Raw genomic sequence first — 23510 nt, forward strand, 5'->3', positions numbered from 1 at the left:
GCTGGATTTTTGTGCTGGCCACTCCCCCCACACCACCCCCTCCGACAACGTTGCCGGCTTCCCCCGCCACCTCCGGGAGTCCTCTTGCCAGTCAGACCCATACCCGACCGGCCGGCCACCGCCCGGCCGCGCCCCGCCGCCGCGGCAGCGGCCGCCGCGCTCCTCGCCGTCCTCGCCGTCCTGGCGGTGCTGCTCCCCCAGCAGGCCGTCGCCATTCCGGCCTCCGCCGGGAGCGGCACTGCCAACGGTTCCAGCGCCAGCGCCAGCGCCGGCTCCGACTCCGGCTCCGGCACGGGCGCCGGCTCGGTCGGCGCCGAACCGGCCTGCGGCACCCCGCAGCCGGGCCACTTCAGCTGCTTCGCGCTGCGGCGTACCGACCGCACCCCCTCCCTCGGCGTGCGGCGCGACAGTTCGGGTGCCGCCGCGGCCCCGGACGGCTTCGCACCGGCCGACCTGCGCGACGCGTACGACCTGCCGGCCGACGGCGGCGCGGGCGCGACCATCGCGGTGGTCGACGCCTACGACAACCCCGACGCCGAGTCGGACCTCGCGGTCTACCGGGCGCAGTACGGCCTGCCCGCCTGCACCAGCACCGACGGCTGCTTCCGCAAGGTGGACGAGTACGGCGGCTCCGGCTACCCCGCCTCCGACGAGGGCTGGGCGTCCGAGATCGCGCTCGACCTCGACATGATCTCCGCGGTCGCCCCGCAGGCCCACATCCTGCTGGTGGAGGCCGACTCGGCCGGCTCGGACGACCTGGGCACCGCGGAGAACACCGCGGTCGGGCTCGGCGCGCAGTACGTCTCCAACTCCTGGGGCGGCTACGGCGACAGCACCGACGATCTCGCGTACGACTCCGCGTACTTCGACCACCCCGGCGTCGCGGTGGTCTTCAGCTCGGGCGACGACGGCTACGGCGTCAGCTACCCGGCGTCCTCGCCGTACGTGACCGCGGTCGGCGGCACCTCCCTGGTGCGCGACTCCAGCTCCCGCGGCTGGGACGAGTCGGTGTGGAACGGCGTCACGCAGGGCGCGGCCGGCCCGCACTGGGGCGCGGGCGGCTCCGGCTGCTCCGCGGTCGAGCCCAAACCGCCGGCCCAGTCGGCGGTCGACTGCGCCGGCCGCTCGGTCGCCGACGTCAGCGCGGTGGCCGACCCGGCCACCGGCGTCGCGGTCTACAACTCCTTCTCCGACGTGGGCTGGAACGTCTACGGCGGCACCAGCGCCTCCGCGCCGATCATCGCCGGGGTGTACGCACTGGCCGGCACCCCTGTCACTGGCACGTACCCGTCGTCGTACCCGTACGAGCGGTCCGGGTCGCTCAACGACGTGACCCGCGGCGACAACGCCAGTTGCGCGGACAGTTCACTGTGCGGCTACGGCACCACCCCGCAGTGCACGCCCGCTTACACCTGCCAGGCGCAGCCCGGGTACGACGGGCCGACCGGACTCGGTACGCCCGAGGGCACCGCGGCCTTCCGGCCCGGCCCGCACGGCACGGTGGGCGGCACCGTCACCGACTCGGCCACCAAGGAACCGATCGCCGGGGCCACGGTCTCGCTCGGGCAGTACAAAACGACCACCGACGCCAAGGGCCGCTGGACGCTGGACATCCCGGCCGGCTCCTACCCGCTGACGGTCACCGCGTTCGGCTACGCCGACGACGACGGCGGGACGGTGGACCTCGCCGACGGGGACGTGCTCACCAAGGACGCGGCGCTGACCGCGGTGCCCTCGCAGGCGCTGTCCGGCACGGTCAAGGACGGCGGCGGGCACGGCTGGGGCGTGTACGCGAAGGTCACCCTCGACGGGGTCCCCGGCACGGTCTTCACCGACCCGGCCACCGGGCACTACACGGTGAAGGTCCCCATGAACCGGACCTACACCCTGCACGCGACTGCCCTCTACCCCGGCTACAAGACCGCCGACGCCACCGTGGCGGTCGGCGCGGGGCCGAAGACCGCGGACCTGTCGCTGCCACTGAACACCACCGGCGCGCTGCCACCGGGCTACCAGGTCGCGTACCACGGCGGCGGGCTCCAGTCCTTCGCCAACTCCACGACCCCTGACGGCTGGACGGTGAAGAACAACACCGACGCGGGCGGCTGGCAGTTCGACGACCCGCTCAACCGCGGCAACCAGACGGGCGGCACCGGGCGGTTCGCCGAGGTCGACGACTACGCCCTGGGCTGGAAGGACGCCGACACCGAACTGATCAGCCCTTCGTACGACTTCAGTGCGGAGAAGGACCCGCAGTTGCAGTTCGACACCGCGCTGCCCGCGCTGTACCGGGTGGCGGGCCTCACCGCGTCGGTGGACGCGAGCACCGACGGCGGGTCGACGTGGACCACGCTGTGGCAGCACACCGATGTCGTGGGCGGGCCCGCGCACGAGACGGTGCCGCTCACCTCCTACGCCGGGAAGTCCTCGGTGCGGCTGCGGTTCCACTTCACCGGCTCGCTGACCGGCATCTGGCAGATCGACAACGTGGCCGTCGGCACCCCGACGCTGGTCACCCGCACCGGCGGGCTGCTGGCCGGGCAGGTCACCGACGCCAACACCGGTGACGGCGTGGTCGGCGCGACCGTCTCGTCCGCGGACGCGCCCTCGGACGCCGTGCACACCGTCGCCTCCCCCGGCGACCCTGCCGTCCCGGACGGCGTGTACTGGCTGTTCGCCGCCGCGGGCAAGCAGCAACTCACCGCCGGGCTACCGGGCTTCGGCTACCCGGACGTCACCGCGAAGGCCAAGGTGACCGCGAACGCCGTCACCACCGCGGACTTCGCACTGCACCCGGCCCAACTGCGCTACTCGGTCTCGTCGGTGGCCGCCGACGTGCCGTGGGGGGCCAGCCGGACCGTGCGGGTCCAGGTGAAGAACACCGGCGGCTCGCCGGCCACCTTCTCGCTCGGCGAGCAGGACCTCGGCACGGCGAAGCCGGCCGCCGCCGGGCCCGCCGTGCGCCGCACGGCGTCGGCGCTGACCCCCAACGGGCTGTTCACGGCAGCGCCTTCGAAGGCCGGAGCGGAGAACGGCACGAAGGACGGTACGAAGGCGGGCACGGCGGCCGGAGCGAGCGGCGGTGCGGGCCCGTCCGCCACCGCGCCGGCCGCGGACCAGGCGTGGCAGCCGCTCGCCGACCTGCCCACGGCCGTCTACGGCGGGCTCACCGCCGTGGACCAGGGCGTGCTCTACACCGGGCTCGGCGAGACGGCCGACGGCCGCTGGAGCAAGGACTTCTCCTCCTACGACCCGGCCACCGGCACCTGGAAGGCGCTCAGCAGCCCGACCACCGGCCGGATCTACCCCGCCTACGGCGTCATCCGCGGCAAGCTCTACGTCACCGGCGGCCGCGACGCCTCGGGCGCGGCCATCGCCGGCGGCGAGGTCTACGACCCCGCCACCGACACCTGGTCGCAGATCGCCGACCTGCCGCACCCCTACGGCGCACCCGGCTCGCTGGTGATCGGCGACAAGCTCTACCTCGTCGGCGGCTGCGACCTGCTCGGCTGCGGCTACAACGACGTGCAGGTCTACGACCCGGCCACCGACACCTGGTCGGCCGGCGCCCCCTACCCCGAGCCGATCTCCTTCTCCTCCTGCGGCACCGCCGACGGCATCGCGTACTGCGCCGGCGGCGCCTACCAGCCGGCCGACGGGGCGCCCACCGACACCGCCCACACCTACAAACTCGACCCCGGCACCGGCTCCTGGCAGCGGGTCGCCGACGCCCCGTTCGACTTCTGGGGCGGCACCGGCACCGCGGCGGGCGGCAACCTGCTGACGGCCGGCGGCCAGGTGATCAGCGCCTCGGCACTCACCAACGAGGTGCACCTGTACGACCCGGCCGACGACTCCTGGTCCGCGCTGCCGAACCTGGCGCAGCCACTGCTGGGCGCATCGTCCGCGCCGGGCTGGTACGTGACCGGCGGCGTGGTCGCGGGCAACATCCCGCAGGCGACCGTGCAGGAGCTGGCCGGCTACGGCCAGGCACACGGCGACGTGCCGTGGCTGGCGGCCTCGGCGAAGAAGCTGACGGTCAAGGCCGGCGGCTCGGTCACCGTCAAAATCACCCTGGACGCCAGTGCGCTGACCTCCGCGGACCTCGGCGACCACCGGGCGGCGCTGCTGGTCGACAGCGACACGCCGTACGGGTCGCCGTCGCTGCCGGTCACCATGTCCGTGGTGGCTCCGGCCGGTTGGGGGCTGCTCGACGGCACGGTCACCGGCCGCGCTGCCGACGGCACGACCGCGCCGCTGGCCGGCGCGGTGGTCGAAGTGAACTCCGCGCAGGGCGACTTCACCCTCACCACGGGCACGGACGGCAGGTACGCACTGTGGCTGCCGGCCAAGGACAACCCTCTCACGGTGATCGTGGCCGCCGCGGGCTACCGGCCCGCGACCAGCACCGTACGGGTGGTGGCGCAGGGGGCGGTGAGCGCGGACTTCACCTTGCCGCACCTGTGAGCGCGCCGGTCGGCTGAGCGCTCAGGTCCGCTGAAAGCTCAGGTCCGCTGAGCGCTCGGGCACCTTTGAACGCCCGGTCCGTGGAGCGCTCGGGCCTCGGAACACTCGGGTCCGTCGGGCGTTCCCGATCATGCAACACCCGCCCGGCCACGGGCGGTTCGCGGGGCCCGGACGGCTGCTGCTCAGCCGGCCGGGTCCCGCGGCGCTCCCGGCGGCTCCGGCCGCCACCACCCGCGGCTGGCGGCCAGCACCCCGGCCTGGAAGCGGCTCGCCGCGCCGAGCCGGGTGAGCAGCGCCTGCACCCGGCGCTGCACCGTGCGGTGGCCGATGCCCAGATGGCGGGCGATGGTCTCGTCGGCCATCCCCATCGCCAGCATCGAGATGATCCGCCGCTCCTCCTCCGTGACGAACTCGTTCGGCCCGACCGACGCCGGCCGGTCCGGCATGTACGGCTGGGCCTGCGCCCACAGCGACTCGAAGAGCGCCGAAAGCGCGTCGAGCAGCGCCGAGGGGTGCACCAGGATGCAGGAGTCCAGCACCTGCGGGGTGGCCAGCAGCGGGATCAGCGCAGCCTGGTCGTCGGCGATGATCAGCTTCATCGGCGCCTGCGGCAGGAAGCGCACCTCCTCGCCCGCGGCGATGTCCAGTTCGACCCGCTCCATCGCGCCGGGCACGTCCAACGCGTCGCGGCCGTGCAGGAAGCGGCTGCGCACGCTGCGGCCGCCGATCACCGTCGCGGAGTTCACCCGGGTGCCGTCGCGGGTCTCGGCGTAGGGCGGCGCGTCGATGCCGCGCAGCTCGCGCTCGGCGCGGTGGAACAACTGCTGGCCGCAGCGGGCCACGCCGTCGCGGCCGGTGATCACCTCGATCAGCGAGGCCGAGTCCCGGTCGCGCCGGGCGTCGCGGTGCCGCTCGGCGAGCCGCTCGATCAGCGCCCGCACCTGCTGGATGTCCCGTTCCCTGGCCAGCAGCAGCACCTCCAGCGCGTGGCCGGGCGGAAGCGCGGTGTACCCGGTCGGGGTGCCCGGCAGCCGGGAGATCAGCCCGCCGTCCTCCAGCCGGACCAGCGCCCCGGCGACCACGTCGGGCTCCAGCCCGGTCCTGCGGGCCAGTTCCTCGATCGGCAGGGGCGGGTTGTCGACCAGGGCGAAGTACAGCGCTTCGGCCGGCTGATCGAGTCCGAGAACTTCGAGCATGGCCACCTCCGCCCAAAAGGTAGCCCCAGCGCGCGACATGGTTGAACCCGGTACCTCAGCATCCCCGGCCCGTACCCGGTGTACCCGGTGCACCCGGTGCTCCTGGCCTGTGTCGGGCTGTGCCGGCCTGCGCCCGTGCGGAACATGGACCGGGACCGGGCGGACCTCGCCGGGTACGGCGGCGCCCCGATCCCGCAGTCGTCGCTCTTCATCGGCGGCAAGCTGGAAGACGTCACGAAGTCGGTTTTCCACCGGACACCGGTTGTCCACAGGGGTCGAAACAGCGCTGCGGGAAATGCGTCATCGTGGAGGGGCCGGCTCGATTCGGTCGGCGCCCTCTTTCCACGTAGGACGGTGTCGAGCGTGCCTTTCCCCAACTCTCCCACGGATTCCCCCGCATGCGTTCCCGACGAGCCCTATTCCAAGCCCTCGTCGGATACGCCTCGACCGTACGCGCCACCGCGCATCGTTGTGCCGGACTTTCCTCCGGTCTGCGCCGGCGGACGCGGTGGAGGAAGGTTCGGCGCGGCATTGCGCCGCATGCGCCGGCACCTTGCCACGGGGTTGGGTGTGCTGGCGGTGTTGGCCGCCGTGCTCTCGACTCACGGCACCTCCCCGCGACACGAGCGGGCCGCGCCACGCGGAACTCCGTCGACCGCGACCTCCTCGCCTCCAAGGCCCGCTGAGCAACTGGTGCGGGCGCCCGTACGGATCGCCGACTCGGAGGCGGCCGCCCTTCTGCGCCCTGGCGCGCGCGTGGACGTGCTCGCCGGTGCCCGGGTGGTGGCGTCACGTGTGACGGTCGTAGCGGTACCGCCCAGTCCGGCTCAGTCGCGGCAGACGGCCTCTGCCCCGCCGGAGGGCGCCGGTGCGGGCGACGGCGCGCTGATCGTGCTGGCCGTGTCCCGCCGTACGGCAGCGGCACTGTCAGGAGCAGCCGCGGCGTCTCCGTTGGGGGTGGCTCTGTGCTGAATCTGTTCGCGAAGGACCGTCGTACCGCTTCTTTCGCTGGCGCTCTCCATGACGCGTGTCGGTTCTCCACAGCGGCGCGAGAGGAGCACCCTGGCGCTTCCGCTCGGGTTCAGGGTGATCGGCATTCTCCGACGCATGGACGTGATCACCGTCGCCCCGGCCGGCTCGCCCGCCTTCAGAACTGTCGCGAACTGAGTGGCAGGCGGGCACGTCGATCGCCTCGTCGAAGCATTCGATATGAGGGACCGCGCTGGGTCCTGGTCCTTTCACAGAAGACCGTACGGGACAGCGGCCGTGCACACCTCGACCGTCCGCACCTCGACCGCACCGAAAAGGCCGCTGTTCCCACGGCAGACGCCCAGGCACTTCGGACCGGCGCGCTCACCGAAACGCAATGCGACGAGGCTGCCCCGGATGTCGCTCAGCACACCCACAGCCGCACACCGACGTCCGCTGAGCGCGTCAACCAGACCGCGCGGTGGCATGGACGCCTGTCCGGCGCGGCCGGGGAGATCGGCACCTCCGGCAGCGGGTCAGGGCTGGCTCAGATGTGGTGCGGCGGCTTCTCGTTGAGGAACCGGGTGAAGTCGTCGTCTGCCGTGTCCGCGGGTGCATCGCCCCAGCCGCGGTCGGTGTCGTCGGCCGATGGCCGGTCGAGCGGATCGTCGAAGACGAAGCCGGCACCTGCAGGCGTTGGCGCGCCACCGGAAGAGGGGCCGTCCGAGGAGGAGCCGACTTCCGGCCGGGAGCCCGACGGCAACGGCTCGCTTCCGGTCTCGTCGCCTGTGGTCATGGCACCAGGATACGGCTCTGCGCGGGACTCACGTGAGCAGCGCCCACCCAAGAGGGCGCGTAGAGATACCCCAAGTGTCCGTTTGGGGCATTCGGACGGATATACCTGGCCTCATGGACACTCCGAAGCAGAATCCGGCTCCGCCCGCAGCGTTCCCGCCCCGAAGCGGGCCCGCGCAGGTGCTGGACATCGACCGAAGCGACCACCAGTACCGTCGCTGGTTGAGCACTGCTGTGGCGAAAGTCCATGCCGACGCCAACAGGTCCGCCGATACCCATTTGCTGTCAGTTCCGCTCCCGGCGGACTGGGGCGTCGACCTCTATCTGAAGGACGAGTCGACTCATCCGACGGGCTCACTCAAGCACCGGCTGGCCCGGTCCCTGTTCCTCTACGCCCTGTGCAACGGCTGGATCAGGCCGGGGCGCCCGGTGATCGAGGCTTCGAGCGGCTCGACGGCGGTCTCGGAGGCGTACTTCGCCCGTCTGATCGGTGTCCCCTTTGTGGCCGTTATGGCCCGCGGGACAGTACGGGCGAAGGTGGACCTGATCGAGTTCCAGGGGGGCAAGTGCCACCTGGTGGACAACCCGAGCGAGGTGTACGAGGTAGCCGCCCGGCTGGCCAAGGAGACCGGCGGCCACTACATGGACCAGTTCACCTACGCGGAGCGGGCGACCGACTGGCGGGGCAACAACAACATCGCGGAGTCGATCTTCAGGCAGATGGCGTCGGAACGCCATCCGATCCCGACCTGGATCGTGGCGACGGCGGGGACGGGGGGAACTTCGGCGACGCTGGCCCGCTACGTGAGGTACGCGCAGGCGACGACGGGCATCTGCGTGGCTGATCCTGAGAACTCGGCCTTCTTCCCAGGTTGGCGGGACAGCGATCCGGACGTGACGACCGCGGCCGGCTCGCGGATCGAGGGGATCGGCAGGCAGCGGGTGGAGCCGAGTTTCGTGCCGGGCGCGATCGACCGGATGATGCGGGTTCCGGACGCAGCCTCGGTCGCTGCTGTCCGCGTCCTGGAGAGGCTCCTGGGGCGGCGCGCGGGGGCGTCGACGGGAACCGGTCTGTGGGCCGCGTTCCGGATCATCTCCCAGATGCGTGAGCGCGGCGAGCGCGGAAGCGTCGTCGGGCTGCTGTGCGATCCGGGAGAACGCTACGTGGAGAAGTACTACGCCGATGCGTGGCTGCTGGAGCAGGGCATGGACATCTCGCCGTATCTGGAGTGCCTGGAGAACTTCCTGCGTACCGGGCAGCTGGACAGTCCCGGCGCGGATGGCTCACGCGGCTGAACTTCCTTTCGGCCCGCGGTGGCCGCGTCAGTAGGTGGCGTACCGACACGCGCGCACGCCCACGTCTGGGTGGGTGTCAGACTCCCGTGGCGCCGAGGAGTGTGCCGACGGCGTAGGTGACGGCCATGGCGATGACACCGCCCGCGACATTGCGGAGGACAGCGGGTCGCGCCGGAGCGCCACCGAGGTCCGCGCTGATCCTGCCGCACGCGACCAGCGCGATGACCACGGACACGACGGTGACGGCCAGGCGCCAGCCCTGCGGGGGCAGCACGATGGCGAGCAGGGGCAGCAGGGCACCGACGGTGAAGGACACGAAGCTCGCCCATGCCGCATGCCAGGGGTTGGCGAGTTCGTCGGGGTTGATGCCCAGCTCGACGCGGGCGTGGGCGCCCAGCGCGTCGCGGGCGGTGAGCTGTTCGGCGACCTCTTGGGCGAGGTCGTGAGTGATACCGCGTTCTTCGAGCAGGCCGGTGAGTTCGGCGAGTTCGGCCTGGGGAGTCGTCGCGAGCTCTTCGCGTTCGACGGCAAGGGCCGCCCGTTCGGAGTCGCGCTGGGTGCTGACGGAGACGTACTCGCCGGCTGCCATCGACAGCGAGCCGGCGAGCAGCCCAGCGAGGCCCGCAGTCAGCAGCGCGGAACGGGAGTCGGTGGCTCCGGCGACGCCGACGACGATGCCGGCGGTGGAGACCACGCCGTCGTTGGCGCCGAGGACGGCGGCTCTCAGCCAGTTCAGGCGGGTTCCGAGACCGGTGTGGTGCGGCTCACCGGGGTGTTCACCACGGTGGCCGGACTTTTCCGGTGCGTCGGGTTCTTCGTCGTTACCGGCGCGGTCGTCGCTCATGGCAGGCAGCGTCTCATTCAGGGCCCGCCCGTGGGCAGCAGGACAGGCCGAACCCCGGCGCGGGGGGGGATGCACCGGGGTCCGGGTCTGTGGGTCACGCGGTGCGTGACGGTGGTGGTTACGCCGCTTCGTAGTCCAGTCCGGTGGCGCGGGCCATGCGCTTCAGGTCGGCCAGGGCGTGCTTCTCGATCTGGCGGATGCGCTCGCGGGTGAGGCCGTGTTCCTTGCCGACCTCGGTGAGGGTGCGCTCGCGGCCGTCCACGATGCCGTAGCGGGCCCGGATGATGGACGCGGTGCGGTCGTCGAGGCGGTCGATGAGGCCGTCGAGTTCCTCGCGGCGCAGCATGACGAGGACGGAGTCCTCGGGCGAGGGCGCGGCGCCGTCCTCGACGAGGTCGCCGAATTCGGTCTCGCCCTCGGCATCGACCGACATGTTCAGCGATACCGGGTCGCGTGCCCAGTCGAGGACGTCGGAGACCCGCTCGGGGGTGGAGCCGAGTTCCGTGGCGATCTCGGCGGGTTCGGCGTCGCGGCCGTTCTCGCGGTTGAATTCGCGCTGCACGCGCCGGATGCGGCCGAGTTCCTCGACGAGGTGGACGGGCAACCGGATGGTGCGGGACTGGTCGGCGATGGAGCGGGTGATGGCCTGGCGAATCCACCAGGTCGCGTAGGTGGAGAACTTGAAGCCCTTTGCGTAGTCGAACTTCTCGACCGCGCGGACCAGGCCGGCGTTCCCCTCCTGGATCAGGTCGAGCAGGGGCAGGCCGCTGCGCGGGTAGCGGCGGGCCACGGCGACGACGAGGCGCAGGTTGGAGCGGATGAAGATGTCCTTGGCGCGTTCGCCTGCGGCGACGAGCGCTTCGAGTTCCTCCCGCTTGGCGTCGCTGCCCGCGGACGCGGGAAGGTCGGCGTCGGCGGCGAGTATGCGCTCGGCGTAGACGCCCGCTTCGATGTCGCGGGAGAGTTCGACCTCCCGGGCGGCGTCGAGCAGCGGGGTGCGCGCGATCTCGTCGAGGTACATGCCGACGAGGTCGCGGTCGGCGACTTCCCCGCCTGCGGCGCGAACGCTGCTGGTCCCACCTGCTTGACGACGGGCGACGGCACGGGTTGCCATGCGTGCTCCCTTTCGAAGGTGCGGTCGGTCTGTTTGTCGGATGGGCTCAGCCGCCTCGCCGGTTTCCGCGTCGCGCGGCTTCCTCAGTTCTGCGACTGCCCCGTCCACTCTGGATAACGACTGGAATACGGACACAATTCCCATGTCGCCACCCGTTTTTTATGATCATGCAGTACCCTGTTTCGCCACACAGAGAGGCCGCACGGTGGCAGATCGTATGGACGTGCAGGTCGGGCCAGGCGGCGAGGCCGATCTGACGGCTCTGACGGACATCTACAACCACTACGTCCGCGAGACGGCCGTCACGTTCGATGTCACTCCCGTCACGCCCGGCGAGCGCCGCCCGTGGTTGCTCTCCCATCCGGAAGACGGCCCTCATCGGCTGATGGTTGCTCGGCTACCCGGTTCGGGCGGACGGATTCTCGGTTACGCGACCAGTAGCGCGTTCCGGCCGAAGGCGGCGTATGCGACGTCGGTGGAGACGAGCATCTATCTGGCGCGGGATGCGTGCGGGCGCGGTATCGGGACGTTGCTCTACGGGCGCCTTTTCGAGGCGCTGGCGGGCGAGGACGTGCACCGGGCGTACGCGGGCATCGCCCTCCCGAACGACGCCTCGTTGCGCATCCACGAGCGGTTCGGCTTCCGGCAGGTCGGCGTGTACGAGGAGGTGGGCCGCAAGTTCGGCGTCTATCACGACGTGGCGTGGTTCGAGAAGCGGCTCACCTGACCGCTCGCCCCCGGCGCCCGGCCTCCGGGGTGCCAGCCGACGAGATTCTTTGAACTCTCAACCGCATCGGATATCGTCGAGGCAGACGCTTGAAACTTCAAGGAGGTGCGATGACCACGGCGCCCCCCGAGCGCATGCCCGCGCTCTACCTCTCGCACGGCGCGCCGCCGCTGGCGGACGACCCGGTGTGGCCGGGCCAACTCGCCGCTTGGGCGGCCGATCTGCCCCGGCCGAAGGCCATCCTCATGGTTTCGGCGCACTGGGAGGAGGCGCCGCTGGCGATCGGCGCGATCAGCCGCGTGCCCCTGGTGTACGACTTCTGGGGCTTCCCCGAGCACTACTACCAGGTGACGTACGACGCCCCTGGCGCCCCGGCGCTCGCCGACGATGTGCGCAAGCTGCTGCGTGGCGCCGGCCGGCCGGTGCAGGACGTACCGGACCGCGGACTCGACCACGGGGCGTACGTGCCTCTGGTGGAGATGTTCCCGGAAGCCGACATCCCGGTGCTCCAGGTGTCGATGCCGACCTTGGAGCCGGAGAAGCTGATGGAGGTCGGGCGCCGGCTGGCGCCGCTGCGGGACGAGGGCGTGCTGATCGTCGGCAGCGGCTTCTTCACGCACAATCTGGCCGCGCTGCGGCATGCGGGCAGCGGACCGCCGAGTTGGTCGGCCGAGTTCGACGACTGGGGGCACCGGGCGCTCGGCGCCCAGGACGTCGATGCGCTGCTGGACTTCGAACGCACCTCCCCCTCCGGGCGGCTGGCGCACCCCCGGACCGAGCACTTCGCGCCGCTGTTCGTCACCCTGGGCGCCGCGGAGGCCGAACTCGGCAGCCAGCGCAGCGTCATCGACGGCTTCTGGATGGGGCTCGCCAAGCGTTCCGTCCAGTTCGGCTGAGCACGAGGACGCCACGCGTACGCGGTCGGCGTCCTCCTTGCGCACGACGAACGGCAGGTCCCCGCAGCTTCCGGAAATCCGGGGCTGCGGGGACCTGCCGTTCGTGGTTCGGCACCCTAGGGTGCCTGGTCGGGCGTCAGTGTGCGACGACCGGGATGGGGATGTCCTCGACGGAGTCGTCGCTGCCGGCACGGGTGCCCGTGTTCTGGACCCCGGCGTTCAGGAAGGTGAACGCGATCGCGGAGGCCGCCAGCAGGATGCCCATCGCCACGTAGATGGCGACCGAGTAGCCGTGCACCGCGCCTTCGTTGATCAGCAGCGGGTTCTTACGGTCGGCAGCCGTGTGGATGTGGCTGGTGGCCCAGGAGGTGGTCGCGCTGGCCGCCAGGGTGTTCAGCAGCGCGGTGCCGATGGAACCGCCGACCTGCTGCGAGGTGTTGACCATGGCGGACGCCACGCCGGCGTCCTCCGGCCGCACGCCGTAGGTCGCCAGGCTCATGGCCGGCATGAACGCCGTACCCATGCCCAGGCCCATGAGGACCAGACCGGGCAGCAGCACCTCGGCGTAGCTGGAGTCGACCTTGATCTGGGCGAGGATCGCCATGCCGATCGCGGCGACCAGGAAGCCGGGCGCCATCAGCAGCCGCGGGCGCACCCGCAGCATCAGGCGCGCGCCGATCTGGGTGGAGCCCACGATCATGCCCGCCACCATCGGCAGGAAGGCGAAGCCCGACTTGAGCGCCGAGTATCCCTGGACCTGCTGGAGGTAGTAGGTCAGGAAGAGGAACAGGCCGAACATGCCGATAACAGCCAGGCCGAGCGACAGGTAGATACCGCCGCGGTTGCGGTCGGTGACGACGCGCAGCGGCAGCAGCGGCGCCTTGACGCGCCCCTCGAGGTAGGCGAAGCCGGCCAGCAGCACGACGGCTGCCACGAACAGGCCCAGCGTCACAGCCGAGGTCCAGCCGTCGGTTTCGGCACGGCTGAAGCCGTAGACCAGGGAGATCAGGCCGGCGCTCGCGAGGACGACGCCCGGGATGTCGAGCCGGTTGCGGTTGCGCCCGGTGGCGGGCTCGTGGACGTACAGCACGGCACCGATGACAGCGACGATGGCGAACGCGATGTTGACGAAGAGCACCCAGCGCCAGTTCAGGTACTGGGTCAGGACGCCGCCGAGGATGAGGCCGACCGCCGCGCCGGCACCGGCGATGGCGCCGTAGACGCCGAACGCCTTGGCGCGCTCCTTGGCGTCGGTGAACATCACCGCGAGCAGCGACAGGGCGGCGGGCGCCAGGAGCGCGCCGAAGGCGCCCTGAAGGGCGCGGGCACCGTAGAGCATGGCCGGGTTGACCGCGGCGCCGCCGATGGCGGAGGCGGCCGCGAAGCCGAGCAGGCCGACGACGAAGGCGTTCTTGCGTCCCCACAGGTCGGCGATACGGCCGCCGAAGAGGAGCAGACCGCCGAAGGCGAGGGTGTACGCGGTGATGACCCACTGGCGGTCGCCGTTGGAGATGCCGAGCGCCTTCTGGGCGGACGGCAGCGCGATGTTCACGACGGTCGCGTCGAGCACCACCATCAGCTGGGCGAGCGCGATGAATATGAGCGCTGTCCAGCGCTTCGGATCAGGTTGGAGCTGTTCAGACATGAGTGGTCTCACAAAACGAGTTGCGGAGTGACAGGACGTGGGGACGTTTGTCAGCAAGCGGTCCGGGGCCGGATCGGCATCCAGGGGCCCGGGTCCGGCGTACAAGGGTGTTCATGCGGGGACGAGCGGTCTTCTTCGACGCCCGGTCGGCCGCCGTGCTGTCGGCCGTTGGTTGATGCGATCCACGAAGCGATCGGCACGAGGCGAAGTCGCCAACGGTAGTGCCCGCTGTGGGCGCGGGCGAACGGTTAATGGCAGCCTTGCAGGTCCTCCAGGGTCGCGGCGGTGCCCTCGAGCGTCGAGCGCGCCGGAGCACGCAGTCCGTCGAGGAAGAGTTGCAGGTGGCGTCGGACGAAGCGGTCGAAGCCGACGCAACCGCTGCCCGGCAGCGGCCGGGTCAGCTGCGTCAGCGCGACCGTCAGGTCGCCGACCGCGATGTCGCCGCGCACCTGGCCCGAGCGCTGGGCCCGGTCCAGGATCTCGGTGATCGCGTGCTCCATGCGCAGCGCTTCGGGCTCCACCGCGGGATCTTTGCGGTCGAACGCGGACGACAGCATGGGACACAGGGCACCTATGCGCTCCTCGGCCGCTTCGAAGGCGAAGCGCTGGAGTGCCGAGAGCGCGTCGGACTCCTCGGCGAGGGCGTCCTCGGCGCGCCGCGCGATACGAGCCATCACCGCCAGGGCGACCTGGCGGACGAGTTCGGCGCGGTCCGTGAAGTGGCGGTAGAGCGTGGCGTTGCCGACGCCGGCGCGGCGCGCCACCTCGTCCAGGGGTACGTCGGGGCCGAACTCCACGATCGCCTCGCGGGCGGCGTTCACGATCCGCTCGCGGTTGCGGGTGGCGTCGGCACGCAGCCTCGCGGCGCGCGGCTTGGCAGCGGCGGTGGTGGTGAGGTCGAGCGTCACGGCCAAGCTCCTTCCGGCGATCCGGTCCTGGTGTTGCACGGTGTACGCCGGTCCGAGCGGTCCGACGCCGAAACGGAGGCTGTCCCCGTTTGCGTACGCCTGGTTAAACGGGGAGTTGATCCCCGGATATTTCCCGCGCCAAAGTGACGCGCATCACATTGATCGAGCTATTTTATTGAACATTCAACGAAGCTCCCCTATGATGCGTCCATGGAGTGGCTGACCGAAGACGAGCAGGCGACCTGGCGGGCGTTCCTGCAGGCGACGACCCTGCTGGAGGATCATCTCGACCGGCAGCTCCAGCGGGACGCGGGCATGCCGCACATGTACTACGCGCTTCTCGCCACACTCTCCGAGACGCCCGAGCGCCGGATGAGGATGACCGAGCTCGCCGAGCGGACCAAGATCACCCGCTCCAGGCTGTCGCACGCGGTCTCGCGCCTGGAGGGCAACGGCTGGCTGCGGCGCGAGGACTGCCCATCCGACCGCAGGGGCCAGCTCGCCGTACTGACCGACGCCGGCCACGAGGAGCTGGTGCGGACCGCCCCCGGCCATGTCGCGGCGGTCCGCGCGGCGATCTTCGACCGGCTGAGCCCGGAGCAGGTGGAGCAGCTCGGCGAGATCTCCCGGATCATCGCGGACGGACTGCACCACCCGCCGGGCGCCGACCTGCCCTGGCGGCGCTGAAAGGCCGTCAGAAAGCGCCTGAGCGGGCTCCTGCGGCTCTTTCGTCCCGAAAGGGGACGGGGGTGCCTCTCGGGGCCGTACAAGCCGTCAGCGGCGCCCTGAGCGGGCCAGCCACCGGCCCTCGTGGCGGCTGACCTCGATCGGGCGGCCGAAGCACTCGGTCATCCGCTCGGCGGTGAGGACCTGCTCGGCGTCGCCGGAGGTGAGCACACGACCCTCCTTGAGGAGCAGCACGTGGCCGATCGCCGGCGACAGCTCCTCCAGGTGGTGGGTCACGGTGATCGTGGCCAGCGAGGTGCGTGTGGCCGCAAGGCGGTGCATGGCGTCGATCAGGTCCTCGCGGGAGGGCAGGTCGAGCGCGTTGAACGGTTCGTCGAGCAGCAGCAGCGACGGGTCGGCCATCAGGGCCCGGGCCACCAGGATGCGCGCCCGCTGGCCGCCCGAGCACACTCCGTAGGCGCGGTCGGCGAGTTCCTTGATCTCCAGTTCCGACAGCAGGGTGTGCGCGCGTTCGCGCACCTCGTCGTCGTACTTGCGCCACAGCGGCTGCACGGTGCCGGTGTGGCCGGTCAGTACGACGGTGTGCGCGGTGGCGTCCTGCGGCACCTTCTGCGCGGAGGAGACCAGGCCGATGTGGGCGCGCAGCTCGCGCATGTCGACCTGGCCCAGGCGGTGGCCAAGCACCTCGACCGAGCCCGTCGTCGGGTGCATGAGGGCGCCGATCAGCCGGAGCATGGTCGTCTTGCCGGCTCCGTTGGCGCCCAGCAGCGCCCAGTGCTCACCGGAGCGCACGGTCCAGTCGATGTCGTCGAGGATCACCTGGCCGGTGGTGTACCGGCGGACGCTGACCGCGTCGAGTGCCGCGACCACCGGCGGCGTGGAACCGGTCGTGTCCTTGCCGTTCGCTGCCATGGAGAAACGGTAGCTGTACGCACCATCGGCCTGCGGCGGCGTTCCGCGATGTGGATACGGTGCGGCCGGGTCACATCGGGGCGCCGCCCTGGGCGGTCGGGTCGGAAAGGCTCGCCGGCACGCCCCGCCGGTACAGCAGCAAGGTGACCACGAAGCCGACCGCGAAGAAGCCGGCCGACCACCAGTAGGCCACCGAGTAGCTGTGCAGCTGGGCCTGGGCCGCGACCCCCGCCGAGGGGCGCCGGGACGACGCGTAGCTGGTGGCCGCGCTGAGCGCCAGGGTGTTGAGCAGCGAGGTGCCGATGGAACCGCCCACCTGCTGCGAGGTGTTCACCATCGCCGACGCCACACCCGCGTCACGGGGCTTCACGCCCGCGGTGGCGAGGTTCATACCGGTGGCGAAGATCATGCCCAGGCCCGCGCCCAGCAGGAGCAGCGGCGGCAGCACATGGGCGGCGTAGGTGCTGTGCGCGTCGAGCGCCGTCAGCCACACCATGGCGCCGCCGCCCAACGCCATGCCGGTCGGGACGATCGGCTTCGCGCCGTAGCGCGGCACGAGGGCGTTCGTCGTGGTGACGGACACGATCATGATGACGGCGACCATCGGCAGGAACGCCAGGCCGGTCTTCACCGGCGAGTACAGCAGGGTGCGCTGCAGGTAGTAGGTCAGGAACAGGAACACTCCGAACATGCCGGCACCCGAGATGAACATCGCGAGGAAGGACGCGCCGCGGTCGCGGTCGCCCACCACGTGCAGCGGCAGCAGAGGTTGGCGGGCGCGTCCCTGCCACCACACGAAGGCGATCAGGAGCAGGCCCCCGGCGACCAGGAAGCCCCAGGTGCTGGTCGCGCCCCATTGGTGGCGTTCGGCGTTGGAGAAGCCGTAGACGATGCAGAACAGGCCGCCGGAGACCAGGAGCGTGCCGGGCAGGTCCAGGGCGGGGCGGTCCGGCGGGCCGCCCGCGTGCAGCAGCCGTGAGCCGCCGACGAAGGCGATCAGGGCGAAGAACAGGTTCACGTACAGGCACCAGCGCCAGTTCAGGTATTCGGTGAGCAGGCCGCCCAGCAGCAGGCCGACGGCGCCGCCCGCACCGGCGATCGCGCCATAGATACCGAACGCCTTCGCGCGCTCCTTGGGGTCGGTGAACGTCGTCGTCAGCAGCGACAGGGCGGCGGGCGCGAGCATCGCGCCGAACATGCCCTGCAGGGCGCGGGCGGCGACCAGCACCTCGAAGCTCCCGGCGGCGCCGCCGATGGCGGACGCGACCGCGAAGCCCACCAGGCCGATCAGGAACATCCGTTTGCGCCCGATGAGGTCCGAGAGCCGGCCGCCCAGCAGCAGCAGGGAGCCGAACGCGAGCGCATAGGCGGTGACGATCCACTGCCGGTTGCCGTTGCTGAAGCCCAGGGCCGTCTGGGCGGAGGGCAGCGCGATGTTCACGATGGTCGCGTCCAGGACGACCATCAGCTGTGCGAGGGCGATGACGCTCAGTACCCACCAGCGGTGGTTCGGACTGTCGACGAGGCTCGGACGTCGGCGGCGCTGGCTGCCGCCCTCCACGTCCGAGCCCGTGGAGCTGTCCTCGGTGCCACGGGCCATGAGGTGGTCTCCTTAGCGCGAATGCGCACCCCCCGGGGTTGCTTCCACGCTAGGCGGAGCTCCGGATGGCTGCCACGCGGGAGAGTGACGGCACCCTGCCACGGCGCCGGTCGTGCCGGTGTCAGGCGGGGCGCGGCAACCGGGCCCAACTGGGCGCCGCGGCCGGTGCCGCGAGGGGTCCGGGGAGCCGCCCGCGCCCGGGCCCCGTCCCGGGCGCGGCGGCAGTTCCTGCGTCCCCGGTCCTGCGGCCTACGGCCGGGGCGAGGACGCGGGGATCACCCGCGACCGCCATCGGGCGACCGTCCCGGGTGGCGATGACGGTCACGGAGCGGTCGGCCGCGCGGTGGCCGGTGCGGCGCGCGAGCGGGCCGCGGGTCAAGGGACGCACGGGCGCGATGCAGCCGCCGCGCGCGGAGGGGGTCGCTCCCGCCGCACTCCCGCATGCCCTGAGCAGCAGACGCACGTCCACCGGTGTGCCCTTCGTGTGACCCTGCCGCGTGAACCGGGCTTCGCCGGACCTACGGCATCGACAAAACGATCTTTAACCGGCGACTCCGCGCGCATAACCCGCTGTCACCCGGATGGCGCGGCTCGACGGGCGTGGTAGCGCATCCGCGTGTACGGCGAGGTCGGGCCATGGCGAGGCAGCAAGGGTGCAGGCGTGCCAGGTACGCCGGGTGTGCGGGCATTCGATCCGCTGATGTGCGTGATCGACGCGCAGGTCACCCGTACGGGGACGGCCGCGGCAGTTCACGTACGCACTAACAGCGCGCGCGGCGAGCGTGCTGAGGCCGTTTTCTGAAGTCGGAGGGTGCGGGGGCCGGGTGGTTCGGCGAGGCGGCGAAGGAGCGTACGGATGGCCGGCGACGCGGGCGGCGCGCGCTCCGGAGGCGACGGCCGGGTCCCCCTCGACGCGGAGGAGCTGGCGGCGCTGGACGCGCTGCGGGCACGCCTTCCTGCGCGCCACAGGCTGCGGTCGGCGATCTCGGCCGTGTTGATCACCCTGGCCGCGCTGATCGCGCCGCTGAGTGTGGTCGCCGTGTGGGTGGCGGACGACATGGCGGACACCGGCCGCTATGTGCAGACGGTCGCGCCGCTGGCGTCGAAGCCTGACGTCCAGGCGGCGGTGACCGCCAATGTCACCGACGCGATCATGCAGCGGATCGACATCGACACCCTGCTGTCTGAGGTGGCGCCGGACAAGCGGCCCGGCGTCAAGGCGGCCCTGGGGGCGCTGGGCGGTCCGATCACCGAGGGTGTCAGGAACCTTGTGCGCCAGACGGTCGCGTCGTTCGTGGCGAGTGACGCATTCAGGACTCTGTGGGTGCAGCTCAACCGCCAGGCGCACACGGCCTTCATCGGCGTCCTCACCGGGGACACCGGCAGCGCGGTGCGGGTGCGGGGGGACGCGGTGGAGCTGAACCTGGCGCCGGTCGTCGAGCAGGTGAAGAAGCGGCTGGTGGACGGCGGGCTCACAGTGGCGTCGCACATCCCGCAGGTGCGGGTGGAGTACACGCTGCTGGAGTCGGCGGATGTGCAGCGGGCCAGGACCGGCTTCCGGATACTGCAACTGGCCGGGAACTGGCTGCCCTGGATCACCTTGCTGCTGGCCGGCGGCGGGGTGCTGCTGGCGGCCCGCAGGCGGCGTGCGGTGGTGACGGCGGCGCTGGCGGTCGCGGCGGGCATCGCGGCGCTCGGTGTCGCGCTGTCGGTGTTCCGGATCGTCTACCTCGACCATCTGCCGACGAACATCGACCAGCAGGCGGCAGGGACGGTCTACGACCAGATGGTGCGCTTCCTGCGGGAGGCGGTGCTCATGCTGGTCGTGCTGGGCGTGGTCGTCGCCCTGGGTGCCTGGGTGAGCGGCGGCGGCCGGTGGGCGGTACGGGTCAGGGCGGCGTGGGAGTCGGGGATCGCGGCGGTCAGGCAGGCCGCCGGGGTGCGGGCCGTGCCGGTGGGGTCCTGGGTGCACCGGTACCGCCACCTGCTGCACTGGCTGGTGGTCCTGGCGGCGGCTGCCGTACTGGTGCTCTGGTCGTACCCGACCGGGATGGTCGTCTTCTGGATCGCGCTGGCGGCGCTCGGGGCGCTGGCGGTCGTGGAGTTCCTCGACGACCGCCGCCGACCGGGCGGGCCGAAGGGCAGCGCCGCTTAGCGCGTACGGGAGCGTCCGTGTGCCGGTGCGTTGCCCGCCGCACTGGGGGCGGTCAACCAGGCGCCCGGCAGGTCACTCTTACGAAGACGCGCGGGTGACCTGCCACGGGGCAGCCGTCGGCGAGGTCACTTGTCGACGGCGAGGGCCGCGAGCTGCTGCGCGAACGGCACCACTTCCATGTCGTCCGCCGCGGCCCGCTCCCCCGGGATGCCGCCGGCAGAGGACGCCGGGCGGTCCGGGCGCGCGCCCAGGAGGGCAGCCAGTTCGCCGGCGGCGCGGTCGACGCGGGCGGCCAGCGCGCCGTCGCCGCCCGAGGCCCAGTCCTCGGAGGCGGCGTACACCGCGGTGGGCACGACCACGGCCCGCAGGTAGGCGAACAGCGGCCGCATCGCGTGCTCCAGCACCAGGGAGTGCCGGGCGGTGCCGCCGGTCGCCGCGATCAGGACGGGCATACCGGCGAGGGCGTCCTTGTCGACGACGTCGAAGAAGGACTTGAACAGGCCGCTGTAGGAACCGGTGAACACCGGGGTGACGGCGATCAGGCCGTCGGCCGAGGTGACCGCCTCTATGGCGTCGCGCAGCCGGGGCGACGGGAAGCCGGTGACCATGTTCTGCGCGATGTCGTTGGCGAGTTCGCGCAGTTCGATCACCCGGACGTCCACGTCGGTGTGGCGCGTGGTGGCGTCCGCGAGGCGGTCGGCGAGCAGCCGGGTGGACGACGGCTTGCCGAGGCCCGCGGCGACCACCACCAGTTGCTTCGTCATGCGCGCACCTCCTTGTTGTCGGCCGCGGCGCCCGCGGTGTCCTGGCCACCCTGGTCGCGGCGGGCGACCAGGGCCTCGTGGGTGGGCCCGTCCGGCACCTGCGCCGGGCGCCCCTTCGCGAACTCCTCACGCAGCACGGGGACGACCTCCGCGCCGAGGATGTCGAGCTGTTCGAGCACCGTCTTCAGCGGCAGGCCCGCGTGGTCCATGAGGAACAGCTGCCGCTGGTAGTCGCCGAAGGACTCGCGGAAGGCCAGCGTCTTCTCGATGACTTCCTGCGGCGAGCCGACGGTCAGCGGGGTCTGCTCGGTGAAGTCCTCCAGCGACGGGCCGTGGCCGTAGACGGGCGCGTTGTCGAAGTACGGGCGGAACTCGCGCACCGCGTCCTGGGAGTTCTTCCGCATGAAGACCTGGCCGCCCAGGCCGACGATCGCCTGCTCGGGTGTGCCGTGGCCGTAGTGCGCGAAGCGGTCGCGGTACAGGCCGATCAGCCGCTTGAAGTGGTCCTTGGGCCAGAAGATGTTGTTCGCGAAGAAGCCGTCGCCGTAGTAGGCGGCCTGCTCGGCGATCTCCGGACTGCGGATGGAGCCGTGCCACACGAACGGGGGCACGCCGTCCAGCGGCCGGGGAGTGGAGGTGAAGGACTGCAGCGGGGTGCGGAAGCGGCCCGCCCAGTCCACGGACTCCTCGCGCCACAGCTTGTGCAGCAGCGCGTAGTTCTCGACGGCCAGCGGGATGCCCTCGCGGATGTCCTTGCCGAACCAGGGGTAGACCGGGCCGGTGTTGCCGCGCCCCATCATCACGTCGACGCGGCCGCCGGCCAGGTGCTGGAGCATCGCGAAGTCCTCGGCGATCTTCACCGGGTCGTTGGTGGTGATGAGGGTCGTGGACGTGGACAGGATCAGGTGCTCGGTGCGCGCGGCGACGTAGCCGAGCATGGTGGTCGGGGACGACGGCACGAACGGCGGGTTGTGGTGCTCGCCGGTCGCGAAGACGTCGAGCCCGACCTCCTCGGCCTTCAGCGCGATCGCGACCATCGCCTTGATCCGGTCGTGCTCGCTCGGCGTGCGACCTGTGGTCGGGTCGGTCGTGACGTCGCCGACCGTGAAGATTCCGAACTGCATCGCTCTCCCACCGTCCCATCTGGTTGATTGTTCAACCACGCGAACATTCCACCACACCGCGCTATTCCCGCGGACCCCACCCCCAGCCCCCGCGCCGGCGACCGTCCGCCCCGCGCCGCCCGCCGACGCGGTTTTCCACAGCCCCCGCACTTGTCCACAGGCCCGCTGTTCCGTGCTTGCGCGGGCGGCCGCGATCGGCGAGACTCGAAACCGAACGAATGGTCGGTTGGGAGGTAGCGATGACCGCAGTACCCGCGCGCGCCGCGGACCAGGACGACGGCCGGGGCCCGCAGGAGGGGGACGCCGAGGGGCAGCGTCTCCAGGCCGGCTTCGACGCGACGATCGACAGGGACCAGCGGATCGAGCCGCGGGACTGGATGCCGGACGGGTACCGCCGCACGCTCGTCCGGCAGATCGCGCAGCACGCGCACTCGGAGATCATCGGCATGCAGCCCGAGGGCGCGTGGATCACGCGGGCCCCGTCGCTGCGGCGCAAGGCGATCCTGTTCGCGAAGGTGCAGGACGAGGCCGGCCACGGGCTGTATCTGTACTCCGCGGCCGAGACCCTCGGCGCCGACCGGGCCGACCTGACCGAGCGGCTGGTCGCCGGCCGCCAGAAGTACTCGTCGATCTTCAACTACCCGACCCCCACGTTCGCGGACGTCGGCGTGATCGGCTGGTTCGTGGACGGCGCCGCGATCTGCAACCAGGTGCCGCTGTGCCGCAGCTCGTACGGCCCCTACGCGCGGGCGATGGTGCGGATCTGCAAGGAGGAGTCGTTCCACCAGCGCCAGGGCTACGAGTTGCTGCTGACGATGATGCGCGGCACCCCGGCGCAGCGCGCCATGGTGCAGGACGCGGTGGACCGCTGGTGGTGGCCGTCGCTGATGATGTTCGGCCCGCCCGACGGCGACTCGCCGAACTCGGCCGCCTCCATGGCGTGGAAGATCAAGCGGCACAGCAACGACGAGTTGCGGCAGCGGTTCGTCGACATGACCGTCCCGCAGGCGGAGAAGCTCGGTGTCACCCTGCCCGACCCGCAGTTGCGGTGGAACGAGGAGCGCGGGCGGCACGACTTCGGCACACCCGACTGGTCGGAGTTGCAGCGCGTGATAGCCGGCGACGGACCGTGCAACGCCGAGCGGGTGGAGCGGCGCACGACTGCCCACGAGGAAGGCGCCTGGGTGCGCGAGGCGGCCGCGGCCCATGCCGCGAAAAAGGCCGCCCGGGCGGCGGGCTCCGCGGCGGCGGACGCGGGGACACGGGAAGGGGCGGCGGCATGAGCGGCACCAAGGACGACAACCGGCCCGCCGGAAGCGGCACGGGCGCCGGCGCCGGCGCAACGGACGCTGCCGGCACCAAAGCCTCGGCGAGTACGGGGACCGGCGGCCCGGCACCCGCCGCCAAGGGC

General features: G+C 71.5%; 17 protein-coding genes. 7 read left to right on the plus strand and 10 right to left on the minus strand.

Features of this window, described 5'->3' with window-relative positions; translation table 11 throughout:
• Window positions 1-84 precede the first annotated feature (84 nt).
• The gene (locus AC3ERT_RS12520; RefSeq protein ID WP_435174018.1) at window positions 85-4467 is read left to right on the plus strand and encodes a carboxypeptidase regulatory-like domain-containing protein; all 4383 of its coding nucleotides are present in this window, start codon (window positions 85-87) and stop codon (window positions 4465-4467) included.
• Window positions 4468-4649: 182 nt separating this feature from the next.
• Here the strand turns inward: AC3ERT_RS12520 and AC3ERT_RS12525 are convergent, their stop codons facing one another.
• Window positions 4650-5663: a helix-turn-helix domain-containing protein gene (locus AC3ERT_RS12525; protein WP_335970968.1), complete on the minus strand. Its 1014-nt coding sequence runs from the start codon at window positions 5661-5663 to the stop codon at window positions 4650-4652.
• A gap of 1516 nt (window positions 5664-7179) precedes the next feature.
• Window positions 7180-7428: a hypothetical protein gene (locus tag AC3ERT_RS12530; protein WP_435131251.1), complete on the minus strand. Its 249-nt coding sequence runs from the start codon at window positions 7426-7428 to the stop codon at window positions 7180-7182.
• A 113-nt stretch (window positions 7429-7541) separates the two neighbouring features.
• Here AC3ERT_RS12530 and AC3ERT_RS12535 point away from each other — a divergent pair, with 113 nt between their 5' ends.
• Complete coding sequence (locus AC3ERT_RS12535) at window positions 7542-8723, plus strand: PLP-dependent cysteine synthase family protein (RefSeq protein WP_435131252.1); 1182 nt, start codon at window positions 7542-7544, stop codon at window positions 8721-8723.
• Window positions 8724-8799: 76 nt separating this feature from the next.
• On the opposite strand, the gene AC3ERT_RS12540 is transcribed toward AC3ERT_RS12535, so the two are convergent.
• Window positions 8800-9567 carry a VIT1/CCC1 transporter family protein gene (locus AC3ERT_RS12540; protein ID WP_435131254.1) on the minus strand — a complete coding sequence of 256 codons (768 nt, stop codon included), beginning with the start codon at window positions 9565-9567 and terminating at the stop codon, window positions 8800-8802.
• Window positions 9568-9685: 118 nt separating this feature from the next.
• Entirely contained in the window at window positions 9686-10681 is a 996-nt protein-coding gene (locus tag AC3ERT_RS12545) for a sigma-70 family RNA polymerase sigma factor (protein WP_335970960.1), read from the minus strand.
• Window positions 10682-10898: 217 nt separating this feature from the next.
• Between AC3ERT_RS12545 and AC3ERT_RS12550 the strand changes: the two genes are divergently transcribed.
• Together AC3ERT_RS12550 and AC3ERT_RS12555 are read left to right on the plus strand one after the other, a co-directional pair.
• Complete coding sequence (locus tag AC3ERT_RS12550) at window positions 10899-11408, plus strand: GNAT family N-acetyltransferase (protein WP_335970958.1); 510 nt, start codon at window positions 10899-10901, stop codon at window positions 11406-11408.
• 110 nt (window positions 11409-11518) lie between these two features.
• Window positions 11519-12304 carry a dioxygenase family protein gene (locus AC3ERT_RS12555; protein WP_435174020.1) on the plus strand — a complete coding sequence of 262 codons (786 nt, stop codon included), beginning with the start codon at window positions 11519-11521 and terminating at the stop codon, window positions 12302-12304.
• A gap of 136 nt (window positions 12305-12440) precedes the next feature.
• Here AC3ERT_RS12555 and AC3ERT_RS12560 read toward each other — a convergent pair whose 3' ends face one another.
• Both AC3ERT_RS12560 and AC3ERT_RS12565 read right to left on the minus strand, forming a co-directional pair.
• The gene (locus AC3ERT_RS12560) at window positions 12441-13949 is read right to left on the minus strand and encodes an MFS transporter (protein ID WP_335970956.1); all 1509 of its coding nucleotides are present in this window, start codon (window positions 13947-13949) and stop codon (window positions 12441-12443) included.
• A gap of 248 nt (window positions 13950-14197) precedes the next feature.
• Window positions 14198-14857 carry a TetR/AcrR family transcriptional regulator gene (locus AC3ERT_RS12565; RefSeq protein ID WP_335970955.1) on the minus strand — a complete coding sequence of 220 codons (660 nt, stop codon included), beginning with the start codon at window positions 14855-14857 and terminating at the stop codon, window positions 14198-14200.
• A 210-nt stretch (window positions 14858-15067) separates the two neighbouring features.
• Here AC3ERT_RS12565 and AC3ERT_RS12570 point away from each other — a divergent pair, with 210 nt between their 5' ends.
• Complete coding sequence (locus tag AC3ERT_RS12570) at window positions 15068-15544, plus strand: MarR family winged helix-turn-helix transcriptional regulator (RefSeq protein ID WP_435131259.1); 477 nt, start codon at window positions 15068-15070, stop codon at window positions 15542-15544.
• A gap of 87 nt (window positions 15545-15631) precedes the next feature.
• On the opposite strand, the gene AC3ERT_RS12575 is transcribed toward AC3ERT_RS12570, so the two are convergent.
• Together AC3ERT_RS12575 and AC3ERT_RS12580 are read right to left on the minus strand one after the other, a co-directional pair.
• Window positions 15632-16456 carry an ABC transporter ATP-binding protein gene (locus AC3ERT_RS12575; RefSeq protein ID WP_335970952.1) on the minus strand — a complete coding sequence of 275 codons (825 nt, stop codon included), beginning with the start codon at window positions 16454-16456 and terminating at the stop codon, window positions 15632-15634.
• 70 nt (window positions 16457-16526) lie between these two features.
• Entirely contained in the window at window positions 16527-18056 is a 1530-nt protein-coding gene (locus AC3ERT_RS12580) for an MFS transporter (RefSeq protein ID WP_335970951.1), read from the minus strand.
• A gap of 856 nt (window positions 18057-18912) precedes the next feature.
• Here AC3ERT_RS12580 and AC3ERT_RS12585 point away from each other — a divergent pair.
• Entirely contained in the window at window positions 18913-20211 is a 1299-nt protein-coding gene (locus AC3ERT_RS12585; protein WP_435174022.1) for a hypothetical protein, read from the plus strand.
• Window positions 20212-20336: 125 nt separating this feature from the next.
• Here AC3ERT_RS12585 and AC3ERT_RS12590 read toward each other — a convergent pair whose 3' ends face one another.
• The gene (locus AC3ERT_RS12590; RefSeq protein WP_435174023.1) at window positions 20337-20975 is read right to left on the minus strand and encodes an FMN reductase; all 639 of its coding nucleotides are present in this window, start codon (window positions 20973-20975) and stop codon (window positions 20337-20339) included.
• Entirely contained in the window at window positions 20972-22099 is a 1128-nt protein-coding gene (locus AC3ERT_RS12595) for an LLM class flavin-dependent oxidoreductase (RefSeq protein ID WP_435131265.1), read from the minus strand. The genes AC3ERT_RS12590 and AC3ERT_RS12595 overlap by 4 nt, the downstream gene beginning before the upstream one ends.
• Window positions 22100-22338: 239 nt before the next feature.
• Here AC3ERT_RS12595 and paaA point away from each other — a divergent pair, with 239 nt between their 5' ends.
• Window positions 22339-23382 (plus strand): 1,2-phenylacetyl-CoA epoxidase subunit PaaA, encoded by a 1044-nt coding sequence (gene paaA, locus AC3ERT_RS12600; RefSeq protein ID WP_435174025.1) that lies wholly within the window; start codon window positions 22339-22341, stop codon window positions 23380-23382.
• Window positions 23383-23510: the final 128 nt, after the last annotated feature.

Source organism: Actinacidiphila sp. bgisy145 (assembly GCF_057708125.1).